The following is a 16,474-nucleotide window of genomic DNA, read 5'->3' as shown; positions in this document are numbered from 1 at the left end:
TCTCCCGCAAGCGGGAGAGGGAATGTTTCGGAGCTCTATTTGTGGCGGTTAACGGCGGTTGCCGAAGATGCGTAACAGCATCAGGAACAGGTTGATGAAGTCGAGATACAGCGTTAACGCGCCCATAATTGAGGTGCGACGCAGGTTCTCTTTGTCGTTCACATTGATGTTCTCGCCAATCGCTTTCAGCTTCTGCGTGTCATAGGCGGTTAAACCCACAAACACCACCACGCCGATATAGGTAATCGCCCACATCAACGCCGGGCTTTTCAGCCAGAAGTTCACCAGTGACGCCAACAGAATACCAATCAGCGCCATAAACAGCAGGCTGCCAAAGCGGCTCAGGTCGCGCTTAGTGGTGTAGCCGTAGAAGCTCATCGCCCCGAACATTCCGGCCGTTACAAAGAAAGTGCTGGCAATGGATGAATAGGTGTAAACGAGGAAAATACTCGCCATGGTTAAGCCGGTCAGCGCCGAATAGAGCATAAACAGTGCGGTGGCGACCGCCCCGCTCAGACGATGCACCATGCCCGACAGCACAAACACCACCGCTAGCTGGGCGATGATCAGGCCGAAGAAGGTGATGCGGTTGGCAAACACCAGTTCCATTACTGCAGGTGTGCGGGCCGCAAACCACGAAACAAACGCGGTGAGCAGCAAGCCGCAGGTCATCCAGCCATACACCTGCGCCATGTAGGTCTGCAGCGAGGTGGATGCCTGCTGCACGATTGAATCATTACGTGGATATCGATCCATGAAGCGCCTCATTAAATGTTAGACAAACTCTGTAAGTTTGGAGTGTACACCCGTTTGCGTCAACGGCGCGTCAAGCACTGTTGATAGCGGCTGTTAACACGTTGGGCAAACCAGGCAGTGGTCAGGTTACGGGTGATTTTTGGACTTTCCAGTTTAATACCCGGCAGCATCTCACGCGGCACACGTTTTCCGGCCATCTTATCGGCGAGAATAAACGTCTGTTTCCACAGCGTGCTGCTGGCGAAGTCGGCGCTATCACCCTTCTCCAGATCGCGGCGAATTTCGCGATTGCTCATATCCAATTGCTTACTCAGGCTGCGCACCGCCAGCTCGGTAGAACCGGCTTGCTCGCTGCCATAGACGATCAGATCGCCATCCAGTGCCAGTTTAATGCCGCTGGCGCGGGCGATCGCGGCCTGGAAGGCGGCATTACGGCTAGCGTACCAGCCAGCGTTGAAGTCGGCGAAGCGATACAGCGGCTGACTGTAATCGGCCGGATAGCCCAGTAAATGCAGCGTACCGAAGTAGATGCCTCCGCGTCGCGTGAACACTTCGCGACGAATCGATCCGTCCACTGCATACGGATAACCTTTCGCATGCGCTTCGGCAAACTCAATGCTGACCTGCATCGGGCCGCCGGTATGAATCGGGTTGAGGTTACCAAACAGCTTCTGCCCCATCGGCACCATATCGATAAAATCATCGAAGATGGCGCTCAGCTCTTTTTCGCTGCGCACCTTATCCAGCCGCGCCGCATAGCTTTCACCGTTCGGCGATTTGATCAGCAGCGCGGTACGCACCAGAAATGCCGGCACATGCACCTTCGCGGCGCGGCGATCGATTTCGCCCCAGGCGATTTTAGGTAGCCCCGGCACTTCCGCGTCAGCGCTGAAGTTAGATTCCTGATCGGTGACGGCAATCACCGCGCAGATATTGCTGGCGCTGGCATCGATCTGCTGCACGCGGAATGCGGTATAGATATCGTCGGCCCAGGCTGATTTTTGTTTCACGTCGCTGGGTAACAACTGCTGGATCTGGCTTTTGACATCGGCGGGCTGACGAGCCGGCGCCTGCGGCTCTTTTTTGCTGCTACAACCGGCCAGCACTAGCGCAGCCAGCAATGCTGCGCCTTTTATCATCTTCGTGGTTTTCATCCTGCTCCCTGACGCCAACAAAAACCGTACCTTAACGTTTTCAGTGGCCTGCCGCTATCGGAGCGGGAGGATTTTGCGCGCTAGCTCCAGCGCTCGGCGGCTTGATGATCGCTATCGCGGGCATCCACCCATCGATCGCCTTCTGCGGTGGCTTCCCGCTTCCAGAACGGCGCGCGGGTTTTCAGGTAATCCATGATGAACTCGGTGGCGGCGAAGGCGTTGCCGCGATGGGCGCTGCTGACGCCGACAAACACGATTTCATCGCCGGGAAACAGTTCGCCGACGCGGTGAATTACCGTCACCTGCTGTAGCGCCCAGCGCTGACGTGCCTCCGTGACGATTTCCGCCAGCGCTTTCTCCGTCATGCCGGGATAGTGTTCCAACGTCAGCGCCGCCACAGCGTCGCCGAGATTGTGATTGCGCACTTTACCGGTGAAGGTCACCACCGCGCCATCGCTGTCATCAGCCGACAGTTTTTCATACTCCTCACCGACGTTGAAAGGTGCTGTACCCACCCGAATCCGCGTCTCCATCATCAGCCTCCGGTAACCGGCGGGAAGAACGCCACTTCATCACCCGCACGCAGCGGATGGCTCATTGGCACCAGCGTTTGATTGACTGCGGCCAGCAATTTTCCCGATTCCAGCGCCAGCGCCCAGCGATCGCCCTTCCCGGCTAACGCCGCACGCAGCGTGGCAACATCGGCGTATTCTGGCGCCAGTTCCAGCGTGCTGGTACCGGTTAATTCGCGCACCTGGGCAAAAAACAGCACCTTAATCATGGCTCACCACCTTGAAATCACCGGATTTTCCGCCGCTTTTGCTCAGCAAACGCAGTTGGTCGATGACGATATCCTTCTGCACCGCTTTGCACATGTCATAGATTGTGAGCGCCGCAACGGACGCCGCGGTCAACGCTTCCATTTCGACGCCGGTTTTCCCGCTCAGGCGGCAAAGCGAGGTCACCCGCACGCGGTTGTGTTCCGGTTCGGCAATTAAGGTCACTTCCACTTTGCTCAACATCAGCGGATGGCACAGCGGAATCAGTTCCCAGGTACGTTTCGCCGCCTGAATGCCGGCGATACGTGCGGTGGCGAACACGTCACCTTTGTGGTGGCTGCCGTCGATAATCATCTGCAGCGTTTCGGCGCTCATCAGCACCAGCGCTTCGGCCTGGGCTTCACGCACCGTTTCGGTTTTGCCAGAGACATCCACCATGTGGGCTTCGCCAGCGGCATTGATATGCGTTAAGGATGACATGCTTACAACTTCTTCAAATGAGAGACAAAATTACACGGACGCGTACGCGCATCCAGCTGATCTTCAATAATGCGTTCCCAGCCGCTGCGGCAGGCGTTGGTCGATCCCGGCACGGCAAAAATCAACGTCTGATTGGCCAAACCGGCGACAGCACGCGACTGCAGCGTCGAGCTGCCAATCTCTTCATAGGAGATCATGCGAAACAGCTCACCAAAGCCTTCGATTTCGCGATCAAACAGCGGCAGCAAGGCTTCAGGCGTGCTGTTTTTGCTGTTAAAACCGGTGCCGCCATTGACGATCACCACCTGCACATCGTCGCTGGCGATCCAGCGCGATACCGTGGCGCGAATGCGATAGCGGTTGTCCGGCACCAGCGCGCGGTCCACCACCTGATGCCCGGCTTCTGCCAGGGCTTCACGCAGGAAATCGCCGGAGGTGTCATTGCTGGCATCGCGGCTGTCAGAGACGGTCATCACCGCCACATTTAAGGCGACAAATTCGCCGGAAGGTTTACCCATGGCCGTAACTCCTGTGTTTAGCCACCAATAAAGGAGAGGTTTTGCGTGATGCCGGTATTGCCCTGATGCAGGAAATGCGTCTGCTTTTTCTGCCCAAGGCTGTGCGCAATGCGCGCCTGCAACTCCGCTTGCTGATCGTCAGACGCCAGCAGATCGCGTAGCGACACGCCGCCATCGCCGAACAGACACAGATGCAGGTTGCCCAGCGCCGAAACGCGCAGGCGGTTGCAGCTGGCGCAGAAATCTTTCTCGTACGGCATGATCAGGCCCACTTCGCCCTGATAATCGGGATGACGAAACACCTGCGCCGGACCGTCGCTGCGGCCACGTGGCTGGCGCTGCCAGCCCTGCATGATCAGCTGATCGCGAATCACTTCACCAGAGATGTGATGACGGCGAAACAGATCGCTGCCATCGCCGGTTTCCATTAGCTCGATAAAGCGTAGTTGAATCGGCCGCAGGCGCAGCCATTCAAGGAAGGTGCTGAGGCTATGGCTGTTCACATCACGCATCAGCACGCTGTTGACTTTCACTTTCTCGAAACCGGCATCAAAAGCGGCATCAATTCCCGCCATCACCTCGGCAAATTTGTCCTGTCCGGTTATGGCGTGAAACTGGCGCGCATCGAGGCTATCGACGCTGACGTTAATATGGGTGAGGCCGGCTGCACGCCAGGCACCTACATCGCGCGCCATGCGGTAACCGTTGGTGGTCATCGCAATCTGGCGGATGGCGTCGTTTTCGCGCACTGCCGCGATAATGTCGGTAAAATCACGGCGCATGGAGGGCTCGCCGCCGGTCAGACGCACTTTTTCGGTGCCCGCGGCCGCAAAGGCACGCGTCACGCGACGAATCTCATCCAGCGAGAGAAAGCTCTTGTTGTGCGTTCCGTTCGGCTTGTAGCCGTTCGGCAAGCAGTAGGTACAACGGAAGTTACACACATCCGTGACCGACAGGCGCAGATAGTAAAAGCTGCGCGCGTAGGCATCTGTAAATTGTGGCACCTGAACACCTTTCCAAAGTCGGGAGATGCAGTCATTTCTTTCTGCACCCTGGCAGCTCAAGGCTGCGGCCTGCATTCCATATCATTAACGACTTAGGAAACCAGGCTTGGGAGTTTGTTGTCATTGTGGACAACACGGTTAAAACGAATGGTAGCGCGATTAGCGATTAGCATCCATCAGTGAATTTCGCTATATATATTGATACATAACGTATTTTCACCGCATTTTCGCGACAGGATACGGTAAAATATCTCACAGATATTGATGCACATCAGTTCAACTACGCCTCAACGCGAGGACGTCAGCAACAAAGGAGAAACATGAATCGAACCCTGGCAGATTTGGATCGCGTGGTGGCATTGGGTGGCGGACACGGCCTGGGCCGCGTGATGTCAGCATTAGCACCGTTAGGCTCGCGCTTAACCGGCATTGTCACCACCACCGATAATGGCGGTTCCACCGGCCGCATTCGCCGCTCGGAAGGCGGCATTGCCTGGGGTGATATGCGCAACTGCATCAATCAATTGATCACCGAACCTAGCGTAGCGACGGCGATGTTTGAGTATCGCTTTAGCGGTAACGGCGAGTTAGCTGGCCACAACCTTGGCAATCTGATGCTTAAAGCGCTGGATCACCTCAGCGTGCGGCCACTGGAGGCGATTAACATCATTCGCAATCTGCTCAAAGTCGATGCATTTCTTATCCCCATGTCGGAACAGCCGGTCGATCTGGTGGCTCAGGATGGCGAAGGGAATATGGTATACGGCGAAACCGCGATTGATGAAATGAGACAGCCGCCCGAAGAGTTGATGCTGCATCCCAACGTGCAGCCGACGCGTGAAGCGATCGAGGCAATAGGCGAAGCCGACTTGATTCTGATCGGCCCCGGCAGTTTTTACACCAGCCTGATGCCCATTTTGTTGATGGAAGATATGGCGCGTGCGCTGCGTCGCACGCCTGCCACCATGGTATTTATCGGCAATCTTGGCCGCGAATTGAGCCCGGCAGCCGCCAGTCTGAATGTCGCGGATAAGCTGGCGATCATGGAAAAAGCCATTGGCAAGCGGGTGATTGATGCGATTGTCGTCGGGCCGTCAGCGGATATTGCCGGTGTGGAACAACGCTTAATCATTCGCGAACCGCTGGAAGCCGCCGATATTAAATATCGACACGACCGCCAGCTGCTGCGCATCGCGCTAGAACACGCGATTCAAGCGGTTTAGCTTCCAGGTGCGCATTAATGCGCACCCTACGAAAACCATATTGCATGCTCGTAGGATTGCCATTTATGGCGACCAGCCGTCTCGGTGCGCATTAATGCGCCCCCTACGAAAACCACATTGCATGCTCGTAGGGTTGCCATTTATGGCGACCAGCCGTCTCGGTGCGCATTAATGCGCACCCTACGAAAACCACATTACATGCTCGTAGGGTCGCCATTCATGGCGACCACCCGTCTTGGTGCGCATTAATGCGCACCCTACGCAGGCACTACGAAGCAGCAATAAACAGTTCGCGCAGCTGATGTAACTGATCGCGCACGCTGGCCGCCTCTTCGAACTCCAGATTCTGCGCATGCTGCTGCATCTGCCCTTCCAGCTCGTGAATTTTTTTCTGCATCGCCTGTGGCGTAAGCGCCATGTAGTTGGCTTCTGCTTCTGCCGCAGTGCGCGAGGCGGTTTTGCCTTTGCCGCGCGTTTTTACCACGTTTTTGCCGAGCTCAAGAATATCAGTGATCTTCTTGTTGAGCCCTTGCGGCACGATGCCATTCTCTTCGTTGTATTTTTGCTGCTTCTCACGACGGCGCTCGGTTTCGCCCATCGCGCGCTCCATCGATGGGGTAATTTTGTCGGCGTAGAGAATCGCCCGGCCGTTGATGTTACGCGCGGCGCGGCCGATGGTCTGGATCAGGGAGCGCTCAGAACGCAGGAAGCCCTCTTTATCGGCATCCAGAATCGCCACCAGCGACACTTCCGGCATATCTAACCCTTCACGCAGCAAGTTAATGCCGACCAGCACATCAAATTCGCCGAGGCGCAAATCGCGGATGATCTCCATACGCTCTACGGTATCGATATCAGAGTGCAGATAGCGCACCTTCTCGCCGTGCTCGACCAGATATTCGGTGAGATCTTCCGCCATGCGCTTGGTCAGCACCGTAACCAGCACGCGCTCGTTAATCTCCACACGCTTGCGGATTTCTGACAGCAGATCGTCGACCTGCGTCGCCACCGGACGCACTTCGAGAATCGGATCGAGCAGGCCGGTTGGACGCACCAGCTGATCGATCACTTCGCTGCCCGATTTTTCCAGCTCGTAGTTGCCCGGTGTCGCCGAGACATAAATGGTTTGCGGCGCTGAAGCCTCAAACTCTTCAAACTTCATCGGGCGGTTATCCAGCGCCGACGGCAAGCGGAAGCCATACTCCACCAGCGTCTCTTTGCGCGCCCGGTCGCCGCGATACATGCCGCCAATCTGCGGAATGGTCACGTGCGATTCATCGACCACCAGCAAACCATCTGCTGGTAGGTAATCAAACAGGGTCGGCGGCGGCTCGCCCGGTCCACGGCCAGAAAGATAGCGCGAGTAGTTTTCGATACCGGAGCAGTAACCCAGCTCGTTCATCATCTCTAAATCGAACTGGGTACGCTGAGAAATACGCTGCTCTTCCAGTAGCTTATTGTTCTCCAGCAGCACCTTACGGCGATCCACCAGCTCAACTTTGATATCTTCCATCGCCTGCAGAATGCGCTCGCGCGGCGTCACGTAGTGCGTTTTGGGATAGACGGTAAAGCGTGGAATGACGGAGTCAATCTGGCCGGTGAGCGGATCGAACAGCGACAACCGCTCAACTTCTTCGTCAAATAGCTCAATACGCAGCGCAATATCGTCCGATTCGGCCGGAAACACATCAATCACTTCGCCACGTACGCGGAAAGTCCCGCGCTGGAAAGCCTGATCGTTGCGCGCATATTGCAGCTCCGCCAGACGACGCAAAATGCTGCGCTGATCGATAATCATGCCGCGCGTTAAGTGCAGCATCATTTTTAAATAGAGGTCTGGATCGCCCAGACCGTAGATGGCAGAAACCGAGGCCACCACAATCACATCACGACGCTCGAGCAGCGCTTTGGTGGCCGAGAGACGCATCTGCTCAATGTGTTCATTCACCGACGCATCTTTCTCGATAAAGGTGTCAGAGCTCGGCACATAGGCTTCAGGCTGATAGTAATCGTAGTAAGAGACGAAAAACTCCACCGCGTTATCCGGGAAGAACTCCTTCATTTCGCCATACAGCTGCGCTGCCAGGGTTTTATTCGGCGCCAGCACCATGGTCGGCCGATTCAGGTCAGCTATCACGTTCGCCACGGTAAAGGTTTTACCTGAGCCGGTTACGCCCAACAGCGTTTGATGCGCGAGCCCATCCTCAAGGCCCTCTTCAAGGCGGCGAATGGCCTCAGGTTGATCGCCTGAAGGCTTGAAAGCGGAGTTGAGTTTAAAGGCTTTGCTCATGTTTTGGCGGTTCCAGCAGATGAAGTCGGCGGGCAGGCTGCTAATTCTACTCTGCTATGGCGAATTTGCCAGAAAAAAATACTGGACATAATCACAGTAACCTTGCACGATTATGGCACGTGCCGATGATTTTCTTCAGTGCAATTTATGCGGCAAGCAGCAAGCTGTTGTTGCGCAATGTTATCCCCAAAGGGAGGACGCTTTTAACATTTGTCAATAGAGTGTCATTAAATTGCAGTCTGATGACAAGGCAGATAAATCGCATGCTTGATTTTAGTTAACCTGCTGTTTTAATTAAATTTCACCTAAAAGCCCATATTCTCATCATAATGTATGAAGGCCGCGAATTTACTCGCTTGCGCCCGGTTTTCAGTCGCTAATGCACAAGGTTATCCACAGTAATGGTGGATAAGTGAATCCAGCCCCGAGCCCATCAGCTGTGTATAATTTTCTCCCGCGTCTTTTTAAGGGCGAAAAAATTTATTTTCGTATTTATTTTTCTCTCATTGCGTGTCGCATTAACCTCCTCTTTTTGCCCATCAACGGGCGTTTACGCGTAGAAAAACCCGCCGTTAAGGCCACTTATTTCTTCAGTGCGTGCTTTACGAACGATCAGATGCACCAGAAACGTTGAGCAGTCAGCACCGTCAAAGTGCAGCCGATTTATCACCGTCTGGAATTGTTAAGCGTTACTCAACTTTTAAGCGCTTATTTGCTCGGTTTCAGACGATGACCCGCTTATATCTTTAACCTGGCCTGGGAATTGCAATGATTAGCGGTATGGAGTGACGAGTCCATATCGGCTATTGCCGACGACAATGGTGTCCATCAATCGTGCACGACTGTATGCCAGACGACACAGAGCGGGAGCATTCAGGCTAATAATCTGGAAGGAGTATGTCAGATGCTGAGTTTACGTTCGGTGAATCAGTTTTACGGTCAAAACCACATCCTATGGGATGTGGATCTCGATCTGCCACCCGGCACCTGCACGGGCGTGCTGGGCAGTCCAGGCATGGGCAAAACCACGTTAGTGAACTGCATCATGGGTCGCTTGCCGATTAACAGCGGTTCAATGACCTGGCAGGAGGATGGCTCACCCCCGGAAGATTTGCTGCTGCAGCCCGCGGAGCTGCGCGCCCGCACCGGCATTGGATATGTGCCGCAAGGCCGGCATATCTTCTCGCAGATGAGCGTGGAGGATAACCTACTGATTGCCCTGATGGCGGCACAGGACGATCGCAGCCGCGCCATTCCTGAAATGGTGTTTGATCTTTTTCCTGCGCTCTATTCACTGCGCCATCAACGCAGCGGCGAGTTACCGATGGATCAGCAGCAACATCTGGCGCTGGCGCGCGCGCTGGTGCTGCAACCGAAGCTGGTGATTCTGGATGAGCCGACGGAAGGGATGTCGCCGTGGCTGGAGGAGGAGATGGGCAATCTGATTCGTCGGCTCAACCGGGAATATGGTTTGACGATTCTGCTGCTGGAGCAGCACGTATCCTTCATTCGTCGCGTCGCCGACTACTTCCTGCTGCTGCATCGCGGACGCAACGTAGCGCACGGCAAAGTGGCGCAGCTGGATGACGTTACCGTGAGTAAGTGGTTAACCGCGACTTAGATATCCAGGTCGCCATAAATGGCGACCTGGTTTATTGCGGTAGTGTCAGATAGCGCCCGCACTCGGCCTGCTGCGCCTCATCAGTAAGATGCGGGATCTCACCCAGCAACGGCGCGTCAATACGTTGACGCAGCGTGGCGATATATTCCTGATGGCGTTTGCCCGGCGGCTGGATATCATTAGCAATCCAGCCCGCCAGACGTAACCCGCGCGCTTTTACCGCTTCGGCGGTGAGCATCGCATGGTTGATACAGCCTAACTTAACGCCCACCACCAGGATCACCGGCAACTGCTCGGCTTCCACCCAATCGGCGTAAGTTTGCGTCTCAGATAACGGCGTAAACCAACCGCCCGCGCCCTCAACCAATATCCACTCCGCCTGCTGCTCCAGCGCGCGCAAACCCGCTGACAGTGCCGCAAACGCGATCGGCCTGCCCTCTTCCGCACTAATAATATGCGGCGATGTCGGTTCGAGGAACGCCAGTGGATTCACCTGCTCGTAACGCAGCGCCAGGCTGCTGTAGCGCTGCAACGCCAGCGCATCGCTATTGCGGATGCCGTCCGGCGTCATTTCGCAGCCGGATGCTACCGGCTTGTAACCTGCGGTGCGCAATCCTGCGGCACTTGCTGCCTGCAACAGCGCACCGCTGGCCACGGTTTTGCCTACTTCGGTATCGGTTCCGGTAATAAACCAACGTGTCATTTCGTTAAAACTCCATACATCAGGTGATAGCTGAGGCGATATCCGGCCTGATCCTGCGGCCAATACTGTTCAAGTTGGGCTAACTGGGAACGCGTCACGGCGCTGGCGCCGCGTCCATCGTGCAGATGTGTGGCACCAATGCCTTTCAGGGAGCGCATCGCGCTGAGCGCGCTCGGGAAATGCAGCGTAACGATCTGCTGCTCTGCCTGCATCGGCAGGGCGACAGTGGCGGCATGAAACTGTGCGGCGCTGAGGAAACGATTAGCGTGACGACGACCATCCAGCTGCGCCCACGCCCGATGCACTTCATGCAGCGAACCGTCGAGCAGCGTGGAAAACAGCACCGTGCCGCCCGGCCGCGTGACGCGCAAGCATTGCTGCAGCGCAGTGCGCAGATCGCTGCTCCACTGCACCGCCAGGTTGCTCCACACACCGTCAACGCTGGCATCCGCGAGCGGGAGATCATCAATATCACCCAGCACATAGTCATGCGCCGATTGTCGCTCGCGCGCCGTTTGCAGCATGTTGGGTGAGAGATCGAGCGCCGTCAGCGTGCATCCGCGATCGCGCCAGTAGCGGCTATACCAGCCGGTACCACAGCCGGCATCCAGCAGATGCGGACCAAAACCGGCCGGAGCCAGCGCCAGCAACGCCTCGCCGCTCAGTCGCTGTAGCTGCGCATGCTGTTCATAATGCGGAGCCGCCCGACCAAATGCCTTCGCCACCGCCTGTTTGTTAACCTGCAGCGTCATACAGCGCCTCCAGCAAACGATCTATGTCATCGGTATGATGCGCAGCCGTGAGCGTGATACGCAGCCGCGCCGTGCCCGGTGGTACGGTAGGCGGACGAATCGCGCTCACCCAACAGCCGGCTTGCGCCAGCCGCTGCGACAACGCCAGCGCCGCACTGTTTTCGCCGATGATTAAGGGTTGGATGGCGCTATTGGATGCGCCTAACTGCCACGGCAAATCCGCAGCGCCGGCGCGGAAGCGCGCAATGTGGCTGTGCAGCCGCTCACGCAGCGCATCGCCTTGCTGAATCTGCCGCAGCGCCGCCAGCAGCGCGCAGCACTGCGCCGGTGGCATCGCGGTGGAGTAGATCAAATGGCGTGAAAATTGTTCGACATAATCGGCGGTGGCGTCATCGCACAGCAGCGCGGCGCCGCTGACGCCAAATCCTTTACCAAAGGTGACAATCAGCAGCTCCGGTTTCACCTGCTGCTGCCAACAGCTGCCGCGTCCTTGTGCACCGGTAACACCGATACCGTGCGCATCATCCACCAGCAACCAGCCGTTGCCGCGCCGCGTCTGTTCCGCGATAGCAGCAAGCGGCGCACTGTCACCATCCATGCTGAACACGCCTTCGGTCACCACCAGTGTGCCGCCGTCCGCCGGCGTAGCCAGCAGTTTCGCCAGACTCTCTGGCTGATTATGCGCAAAGCGACGCAGACTCGCCGGGCTATGGCTGGCGGCATCCAGCAGCGAAGCGTGCGCCAGCTTGTCGGCAAAGATGCGGTCCTGCTTTTCTGCCAGCAGATGGATCACCGCCTGATTGGCGGCAAATCCCGAGATAAACAGCAGCGCGCGCGAGTAGCCGAGCCAGTCGGCCAGCTGCTCCTCGAGCTGTGCGTGATGACGGCTGTAACCGGTAACGTGTCCGGATGCACCCGCGCCCGCGCCCGATTCAACCGCGCCCTGCTGCCATGCAGCGATGACCGCCGGATGCTGACTCAATCCGAGATAATCATTGCTTGAGAAGTGGCGATAACGCTGACCCTCCAGCGTAATTTCGCGCACGCTGTTGTGCGCAATAGGACGTCGCTGCCGCCAGCCATCGGCCGCTCGACGTGCCGCCAGCGCCTGATCGATACGTTGTGACCAGCCCATTTACACTGCCGCGTTGTAGAACTGCTCGGTATCGGCGTGCAGCAGCTGCTCGCTGAGCTGATACTGCTGCTCATTATCACCCGCCGTGGTCGCAGTATGTTCTGGATTGAGGCCCAGTTTGCGGAACAGAATCAGATCCTTATCCTCTTCCGGGTTTGGCGTGGTCAGCAGCTTGCAGCCGTAGAAGATCGAGTTGGCACCGGCCATAAAGCACATCGCCTGAGTCTGCTCACTCATCTGCTCGCGCCCGGCAGAAAGACGCACGTGCGAGGATGGCATCATGATGCGCGCCACGGCGATGGTGCGGATGAAATCGAAGGGTTCAACATCCTCGTTATCCGCCAGCGGCGTGCCTTTCACCTTCACCAACATGTTGATCGGCACGCTCTCCGGCGGCGTTGGCAGATTGGCCAGCTGCACCAGCAGGCCCGCACGATCTTTCACCGTTTCACCCAGGCCTACGATGCCGCCCGAACACACTTTTATGCCCGCGCCGCGCACTTTATCCAGCGTATCCAGACGCTCCTGATAGCTGCGAGTGGTGATGATGTTGCCGTAAAACTCTGGCGAGGTATCGAGGTTGTGGTTGTAGAAATCGAGGCCAGCTTCAGCCAGGCGCTGCGCCTGGCTGCCATCCAGCGTACCGAGCGTCATACAGGTTTCCATGCCCATCGCTTTTACGCCCTGCACCATTTGCTGCAGGTACGGCATATCGCGCTCGTGCGGGTTTTTCCACGCCGCGCCCATGCAGAAACGGCTTGAGCCCGCTGCTTTGGCTTTGCGCGCCGATTCCAGCACCGCATCCACCTCCATCAGACGCTCAGATTCCAGACCGGTTTTATAGCGTGCGCTTTGCGGACAGTATTTACAGTCCTCCGGGCAGGCACCGGTTTTGATCGACAGCAGCGTACTGACCTGTACCTGACGCGGATCGAAATGTTGACGATGCACTTGCTGCGCTTCAAACATCAACTCAAGGAAAGGTTTATCGAACAGTGCCTGAGCTTGTGTCAGTGTCCAGCGGTTTGCCATTACTTACTCCAAAAAAAGGGGGTTCATCCCGACGATTAACGTGGTTATACTTGTAAACTAAATCTTTTTAAAATGGTTTACAATACGCATGTTCACTCAGGACGACCTCAACTTTGACCGCCAGCATATCTGGCATCCCTATACGTCGATGCGCGATCCCCTGCCCTGTTATCCGGTTGTGGCAGCGCACGGCTGCCAGCTGCAGCTGGCCGATGGACGTGAACTGGTTGATGGCATGTCGTCGTGGTGGGCGGCGATTCACGGCTACAACCATCCGCGTCTCAACCAGGCGCTGCAGCAGCAAATGGCGCAGATGTCGCACGTGATGTTCGGCGGTATTACCCACCCAGCGGCGGTTGAGCTGAGCCGCCAGTTGATTGCCATGACGCCCGACGCGCTGGAGTGCGTATTCCTCGCCGATTCGGGTTCGATCGCCGTCGAAGTATCGATGAAAATGGCGCTGCAATACTGGCTGGGACGCAATCAGACGCGGCAGAAATTTCTCACGCTGAAGCGGGGTTATCACGGCGATACATTTGCCGCCATGTCGGTGTGCGATCCGCAAAACTCGATGCACAGCCTGTGGCGCGGTTATCTGCCGGAACACCTGTTTGCCAATGCGCCGCAGTGCGCATTCGATGATGGGTGGAATGAGGCGGATTTCGCCGATTTCGCGCAGCTGGCAGAAACGCACCATCGCGAGATTGCCGCAGTTATTCTTGAACCGATTGTGCAAGGCGCGGGCGGCATGCGCTTCTATCACCCGCGTTATCTGCAGCAGGTGCGTGAGCTGTGCGATCGCTACGGATTACTGCTGATTGCCGATGAGATCGCCACCGGCTTTGGTCGTAGCGGCAAACTGTTCGCCTGCGAACATGCGGGTATCACGCCGGACATTCTCTGCCTCGGCAAAGCGCTCACCGGCGGCACCATGACGCTCTCCGCCACGCTAACCACGCGGGAAGTCGCCGATACCATTAGCCGCAGCGCGGCTGGCTGCTTTATGCACGGCCCAACTTTTATGGGCAATCCGCTGGCCTGTGCGGTGGCGGTGGAAAGTCTGGCAATGATTAATGAAGGTCACTGGACGACACAGGTAGCGGCTATCGAACAGCAGCTGCGGGCCGAGCTGCTGCCGCTGCGCAGCCATAGCGCGGTGGCCGATGCGCGCGTGCTAGGCGCCATTGGCGTTGTCGAAACCCATCAGGCGGTGAACATGGCGGCGCTGCAGCAGTTCTTCGTCGAGCGCGGCGTGTGGATTCGCCCGTTTGGCCGCCTCATTTATCTGATGCCACCTTATCTGATTTCTGCCGCCGAACTGACGCAGCTGACGCAAGCGCTCAGCGCGGCACTGGATGTTGCGGCGCATTTCCACCATGATTGAGAACACTGCACACTAAACAGGAGAGATCATGCGCGTATTCAGCCAGGATTTTAACGATGGCGATAAGATGCCAGAACGACACGTTTTCAACGGCATGGGTTATCAGGGCGACAATTTGTCACCCCATCTGGCGTGGGATGATGTCCCGGCGGGCACTAAGAGCTTTGTCGTGACCTGCTACGATCCCGACGCGCCAACCGGTTCCGGCTGGTGGCACTGGGTGGTAGCGAACATCCCCGCCGAGGTGACCGTGCTGCCGCAAGGTGCCGGTTCTGGCGTGGCAGAGCTGCCGGAGAGCGCCATTCAGACGCGCACCGATTTTGGCCAAACCGGCTATGGTGGTGCGGCCCCCCCGCAGGGCGAATCGCATCGCTATATCTTTACGGTGCATGCGCTGGATACCGACAAGATTGAAGTGGATGAAGGTGCCAGCGGCGCGATGGTCGGCTTTAACGTGCATTTTCATGCGCTGGCGAGTGCCTCGATTACCGTGAAGTATGCCTGATATAAAAACGGCGCCCTCGGCGCCGTTTTTGATTGATTAACCCAGTGCGTGAATCACCACCCACATCGGGCCTTGTCCTACCGCATAACGCGCCAGCGGATTCAGCAGGCCGCGCTCCTGAATTTTATACACTTCGATATGGTGCGATTTCTGTCCCGCCGCCACCAGATATTGGCCGCTATGGTCAATGTTGAAACCGCGCGGCTGCGTTTCAGTTGGCTGGAAGCCTTCAATCGCCAGCACGGCACCATCTTCACTGATGCTGAACACCGTAATGGTGCTGCTGGTGCGGTCACAAGCATAGAGGAAGCGTCCATCCGGCGTGATATGGATGTCAGCCGCCCAACGCGTATCGCTGAAATCTTTCGGCATCATATCGAGGCTTTGCACGCGCTCAACCTGACCGTGCACGTTGTTGAGCGCCCAGACATCGACCGTGCTATCCAGTTCGTTCACCACGTAGCCATACGCGCCATTCGGGTGGAAAGCCATATGACGCGGCCCCGCGCCTTCAACGGTGGTGACCTGCGCCTGCTCACGCGGTGCCAGGGTGCCGTCAGCATTCAGCTGGTACAGGCAGATACGATCCTGCTTCAAGGCCGGTACAAACAGCGTTTGGTTGTTCAGGTCGATGTTTGCCGAGTGGCAACCGTCTAAGCCGTTAATCACCTGGCTTGGTGCCTGCGGCAAGCCATCGCTACCAATGGGGCTGACGCTGACGCAGGCATCGTTATACGAGCCGCAGAACAGGTAGTTGCCGTGACGATCGGTAGAGATGTGCGTTGGGCTGCCCGGCAACGGCGCTTCACCGGCCAGGCTCAGGGTACCGTCGGCCGCAATGCGGAACGCCAGCACGCGAAAATTCGGACGAACACCCACATAGAGAAAATCTTTCTTCGGGCTCACCACCATTGGCTGCACCTGGCCGGCAACATCCGTTACCTGCAATAACGTCAGTGCGCCATCTTCCTGCAACTGCCAGGCATGGATCTGCTGGCTCTCGGGACTGGCGGTATACACGACTTGTTTCATGCGTTTTCCTTATTCGCTGCCTGATGAAAGGGATAACTGTAGCGCGTTTCATTTTGTCGCGCTGGATTCATTTGTGCCCTGTTTTTTGTCTCAGGGCCGCTGCCGG

At 56.9% G+C, this 16,474-nt stretch carries 17 protein-coding genes and 1 riboswitch; of the genes, 4 read left to right on the top strand and 13 right to left on the bottom strand.

The annotated features are described in order from the left end of the window. Positions 1 to 48 precede the first annotated feature (48 nt). The 7 genes from AC790_RS03700 to moaA form a co-directional block, all read right to left on the bottom strand. Positions 49 to 756, bottom strand: coding sequence for a Bax inhibitor-1/YccA family protein (locus AC790_RS03700; RefSeq protein ID WP_007890595.1), 708 nt, complete (start codon positions 754 to 756; stop codon positions 49 to 51). A 59-nt stretch (positions 757 to 815) separates the two neighbouring features. Continuing rightward, a complete protein-coding gene (locus AC790_RS03695; RefSeq protein WP_007890596.1) occupies positions 816 to 1,910 on the bottom strand; it encodes a DUF1615 domain-containing protein in 1,095 nt (364 codons plus the stop codon). Between the two features lie 80 nt (positions 1,911 to 1,990). Then, entirely contained in the window at positions 1,991 to 2,443 is a 453-nt protein-coding gene (gene moaE, locus AC790_RS03690) for a molybdopterin synthase catalytic subunit MoaE (RefSeq protein WP_049850938.1), read from the bottom strand. A gap of 2 nt (positions 2,444 to 2,445) precedes the next feature. Beyond that, the gene (moaD, locus tag AC790_RS03685; RefSeq protein WP_049850937.1) at positions 2,446 to 2,691 is read right to left on the bottom strand and encodes a molybdopterin synthase sulfur carrier subunit; all 246 of its coding nucleotides are present in this window, start codon (positions 2,689 to 2,691) and stop codon (positions 2,446 to 2,448) included. After that, positions 2,684 to 3,169: a cyclic pyranopterin monophosphate synthase MoaC gene (gene moaC, locus AC790_RS03680; RefSeq protein WP_007890599.1), complete on the bottom strand. Its 486-nt coding sequence runs from the start codon at positions 3,167 to 3,169 to the stop codon at positions 2,684 to 2,686. Before moaC ends, moaD begins: the two co-directional genes overlap by 8 nt. 2 nt (positions 3,170 to 3,171) lie before the next feature. Continuing rightward, entirely contained in the window at positions 3,172 to 3,687 is a 516-nt protein-coding gene (moaB, locus tag AC790_RS03675; RefSeq protein ID WP_007890600.1) for a molybdenum cofactor biosynthesis protein B, read from the bottom strand. Between the two features lie 17 nt (positions 3,688 to 3,704). Further along, the gene (gene moaA, locus AC790_RS03670; protein ID WP_049850936.1) at positions 3,705 to 4,691 is read right to left on the bottom strand and encodes a GTP 3',8-cyclase MoaA; all 987 of its coding nucleotides are present in this window, start codon (positions 4,689 to 4,691) and stop codon (positions 3,705 to 3,707) included. Beyond that, a riboswitch (molybdenum cofactor riboswitch) is annotated at positions 4,681 to 4,816 on the bottom strand. Its footprint overlaps the gene before it by 11 nt. A 195-nt stretch (positions 4,817 to 5,011) precedes the next feature. Here moaA and yvcK point away from each other — a divergent pair. Then, complete coding sequence (gene yvcK, locus AC790_RS03665) at positions 5,012 to 5,914, top strand: uridine diphosphate-N-acetylglucosamine-binding protein YvcK (RefSeq protein ID WP_007890602.1); 903 nt, start codon at positions 5,012 to 5,014, stop codon at positions 5,912 to 5,914. A gap of 268 nt (positions 5,915 to 6,182) precedes the next feature. Here the strand turns inward: yvcK and uvrB are convergent, their stop codons facing one another. Then, positions 6,183 to 8,204: an excinuclease ABC subunit UvrB gene (gene uvrB / locus AC790_RS03660; RefSeq protein WP_007890603.1), complete on the bottom strand. Its 2,022-nt coding sequence runs from the start codon at positions 8,202 to 8,204 to the stop codon at positions 6,183 to 6,185. A 904-nt stretch (positions 8,205 to 9,108) separates the two neighbouring features. On the opposite strand from uvrB, the gene AC790_RS03655 reads away from it, so the two are divergent. Next, positions 9,109 to 9,825: an ABC transporter ATP-binding protein gene (locus tag AC790_RS03655; RefSeq protein WP_049850935.1), complete on the top strand. Its 717-nt coding sequence runs from the start codon at positions 9,109 to 9,111 to the stop codon at positions 9,823 to 9,825. A 31-nt stretch (positions 9,826 to 9,856) separates the two neighbouring features. Here the strand turns inward: AC790_RS03655 and bioD are convergent, their stop codons facing one another. From bioD to bioB, 4 genes are read right to left on the bottom strand one after another with little or no spacing between them, the layout of a single operon-like run. Next, positions 9,857 to 10,528 (bottom strand): dethiobiotin synthase, encoded by a 672-nt coding sequence (bioD, locus tag AC790_RS03650; RefSeq protein ID WP_049850934.1) that lies wholly within the window; start codon positions 10,526 to 10,528, stop codon positions 9,857 to 9,859. Then, positions 10,525 to 11,280, bottom strand: coding sequence for a malonyl-ACP O-methyltransferase BioC (bioC, locus tag AC790_RS03645; protein WP_049850933.1), 756 nt, complete (start codon positions 11,278 to 11,280; stop codon positions 10,525 to 10,527). The genes bioD and bioC overlap by 4 nt, the downstream gene beginning before the upstream one ends. Continuing rightward, positions 11,264 to 12,415, bottom strand: a complete 1,152-nt coding sequence (bioF, locus tag AC790_RS03640; protein ID WP_049850932.1) for an 8-amino-7-oxononanoate synthase — start codon at positions 12,413 to 12,415, stop codon at positions 11,264 to 11,266. Before bioF ends, bioC begins: the two co-directional genes overlap by 17 nt. Further along, on the bottom strand, positions 12,416 to 13,447 hold the full coding sequence (gene bioB, locus AC790_RS03635; protein WP_049850931.1) for a biotin synthase BioB: 1,032 nt from the start codon (positions 13,445 to 13,447) through the stop codon (positions 12,416 to 12,418). Positions 13,448 to 13,535: 88 nt separating this feature from the next. On the opposite strand from bioB, the gene bioA reads away from it, so the two are divergent. Both bioA and AC790_RS03625 read left to right on the top strand, forming a co-directional pair. Next, on the top strand, positions 13,536 to 14,831 hold the full coding sequence (gene bioA, locus AC790_RS03630) for an adenosylmethionine--8-amino-7-oxononanoate transaminase (RefSeq protein WP_049850930.1): 1,296 nt from the start codon (positions 13,536 to 13,538) through the stop codon (positions 14,829 to 14,831). A 28-nt stretch (positions 14,832 to 14,859) separates the two neighbouring features. After that, positions 14,860 to 15,336 carry a kinase inhibitor gene (locus AC790_RS03625; protein WP_007890610.1) on the top strand — a complete coding sequence of 159 codons (477 nt, stop codon included), beginning with the start codon at positions 14,860 to 14,862 and terminating at the stop codon, positions 15,334 to 15,336. 36 nt (positions 15,337 to 15,372) lie between these two features. On the opposite strand, the gene pgl is transcribed toward AC790_RS03625, so the two are convergent. Continuing rightward, complete coding sequence (pgl, locus tag AC790_RS03620; protein WP_049850929.1) at positions 15,373 to 16,368, bottom strand: 6-phosphogluconolactonase; 996 nt, start codon at positions 16,366 to 16,368, stop codon at positions 15,373 to 15,375. Positions 16,369 to 16,474: the final 106 nt, after the last annotated feature.

Origin of the sequence: Pantoea sp. RIT-PI-b, assembly GCF_001187905.1 — a bacterium.
In the GTDB taxonomy this organism is placed as follows: domain Bacteria; phylum Pseudomonadota; class Gammaproteobacteria; order Enterobacterales; family Enterobacteriaceae; genus Pantoea; species Pantoea nemavictus.
Note: the sequence above shows the minus strand (reverse complement) of the source record. Positions and strands in the feature narration are given on the sequence as shown.

Coding starts and splice junctions, on each gene's coding strand:
- AC790_RS03700 (WP_007890595.1), bottom strand. CDS start 756: ATGGATCGATATCCACGTAATGATTCAATCGTGCAGCAGGCATCCACC.
- pgl (WP_049850929.1), bottom strand. CDS start 16,368: ATGAAACAAGTCGTGTATACCGCCAGTCCCGAGAGCCAGCAGATCCAT.
- bioB (WP_049850931.1), bottom strand. CDS start 13,447: ATGGCAAACCGCTGGACACTGACACAAGCTCAGGCACTGTTCGATAAA.
- AC790_RS03625 (WP_007890610.1), top strand. CDS start 14,860: ATGCGCGTATTCAGCCAGGATTTTAACGATGGCGATAAGATGCCAGAA.
- AC790_RS03695 (WP_007890596.1), bottom strand. CDS start 1,910: ATGAAAACCACGAAGATGATAAAAGGCGCAGCATTGCTGGCTGCGCTA.
- uvrB (WP_007890603.1), bottom strand. CDS start 8,204: ATGAGCAAAGCCTTTAAACTCAACTCCGCTTTCAAGCCTTCAGGCGAT.
- yvcK (WP_007890602.1), top strand. CDS start 5,012: ATGAATCGAACCCTGGCAGATTTGGATCGCGTGGTGGCATTGGGTGGC.
- moaB (WP_007890600.1), bottom strand. CDS start 3,687: ATGGGTAAACCTTCCGGCGAATTTGTCGCCTTAAATGTGGCGGTGATG.
- bioC (WP_049850933.1), bottom strand. CDS start 11,280: ATGACGCTGCAGGTTAACAAACAGGCGGTGGCGAAGGCATTTGGTCGG.
- bioF (WP_049850932.1), bottom strand. CDS start 12,415: ATGGGCTGGTCACAACGTATCGATCAGGCGCTGGCGGCACGTCGAGCG.
- moaE (WP_049850938.1), bottom strand. CDS start 2,443: ATGGAGACGCGGATTCGGGTGGGTACAGCACCTTTCAACGTCGGTGAG.
- AC790_RS03655 (WP_049850935.1), top strand. CDS start 9,109: ATGCTGAGTTTACGTTCGGTGAATCAGTTTTACGGTCAAAACCACATC.
- bioD (WP_049850934.1), bottom strand. CDS start 10,528: ATGACACGTTGGTTTATTACCGGAACCGATACCGAAGTAGGCAAAACC.
- moaC (WP_007890599.1), bottom strand. CDS start 3,169: ATGTCATCCTTAACGCATATCAATGCCGCTGGCGAAGCCCACATGGTG.
- bioA (WP_049850930.1), top strand. CDS start 13,536: ATGTTCACTCAGGACGACCTCAACTTTGACCGCCAGCATATCTGGCAT.
- moaD (WP_049850937.1), bottom strand. CDS start 2,691: ATGATTAAGGTGCTGTTTTTTGCCCAGGTGCGCGAATTAACCGGTACC.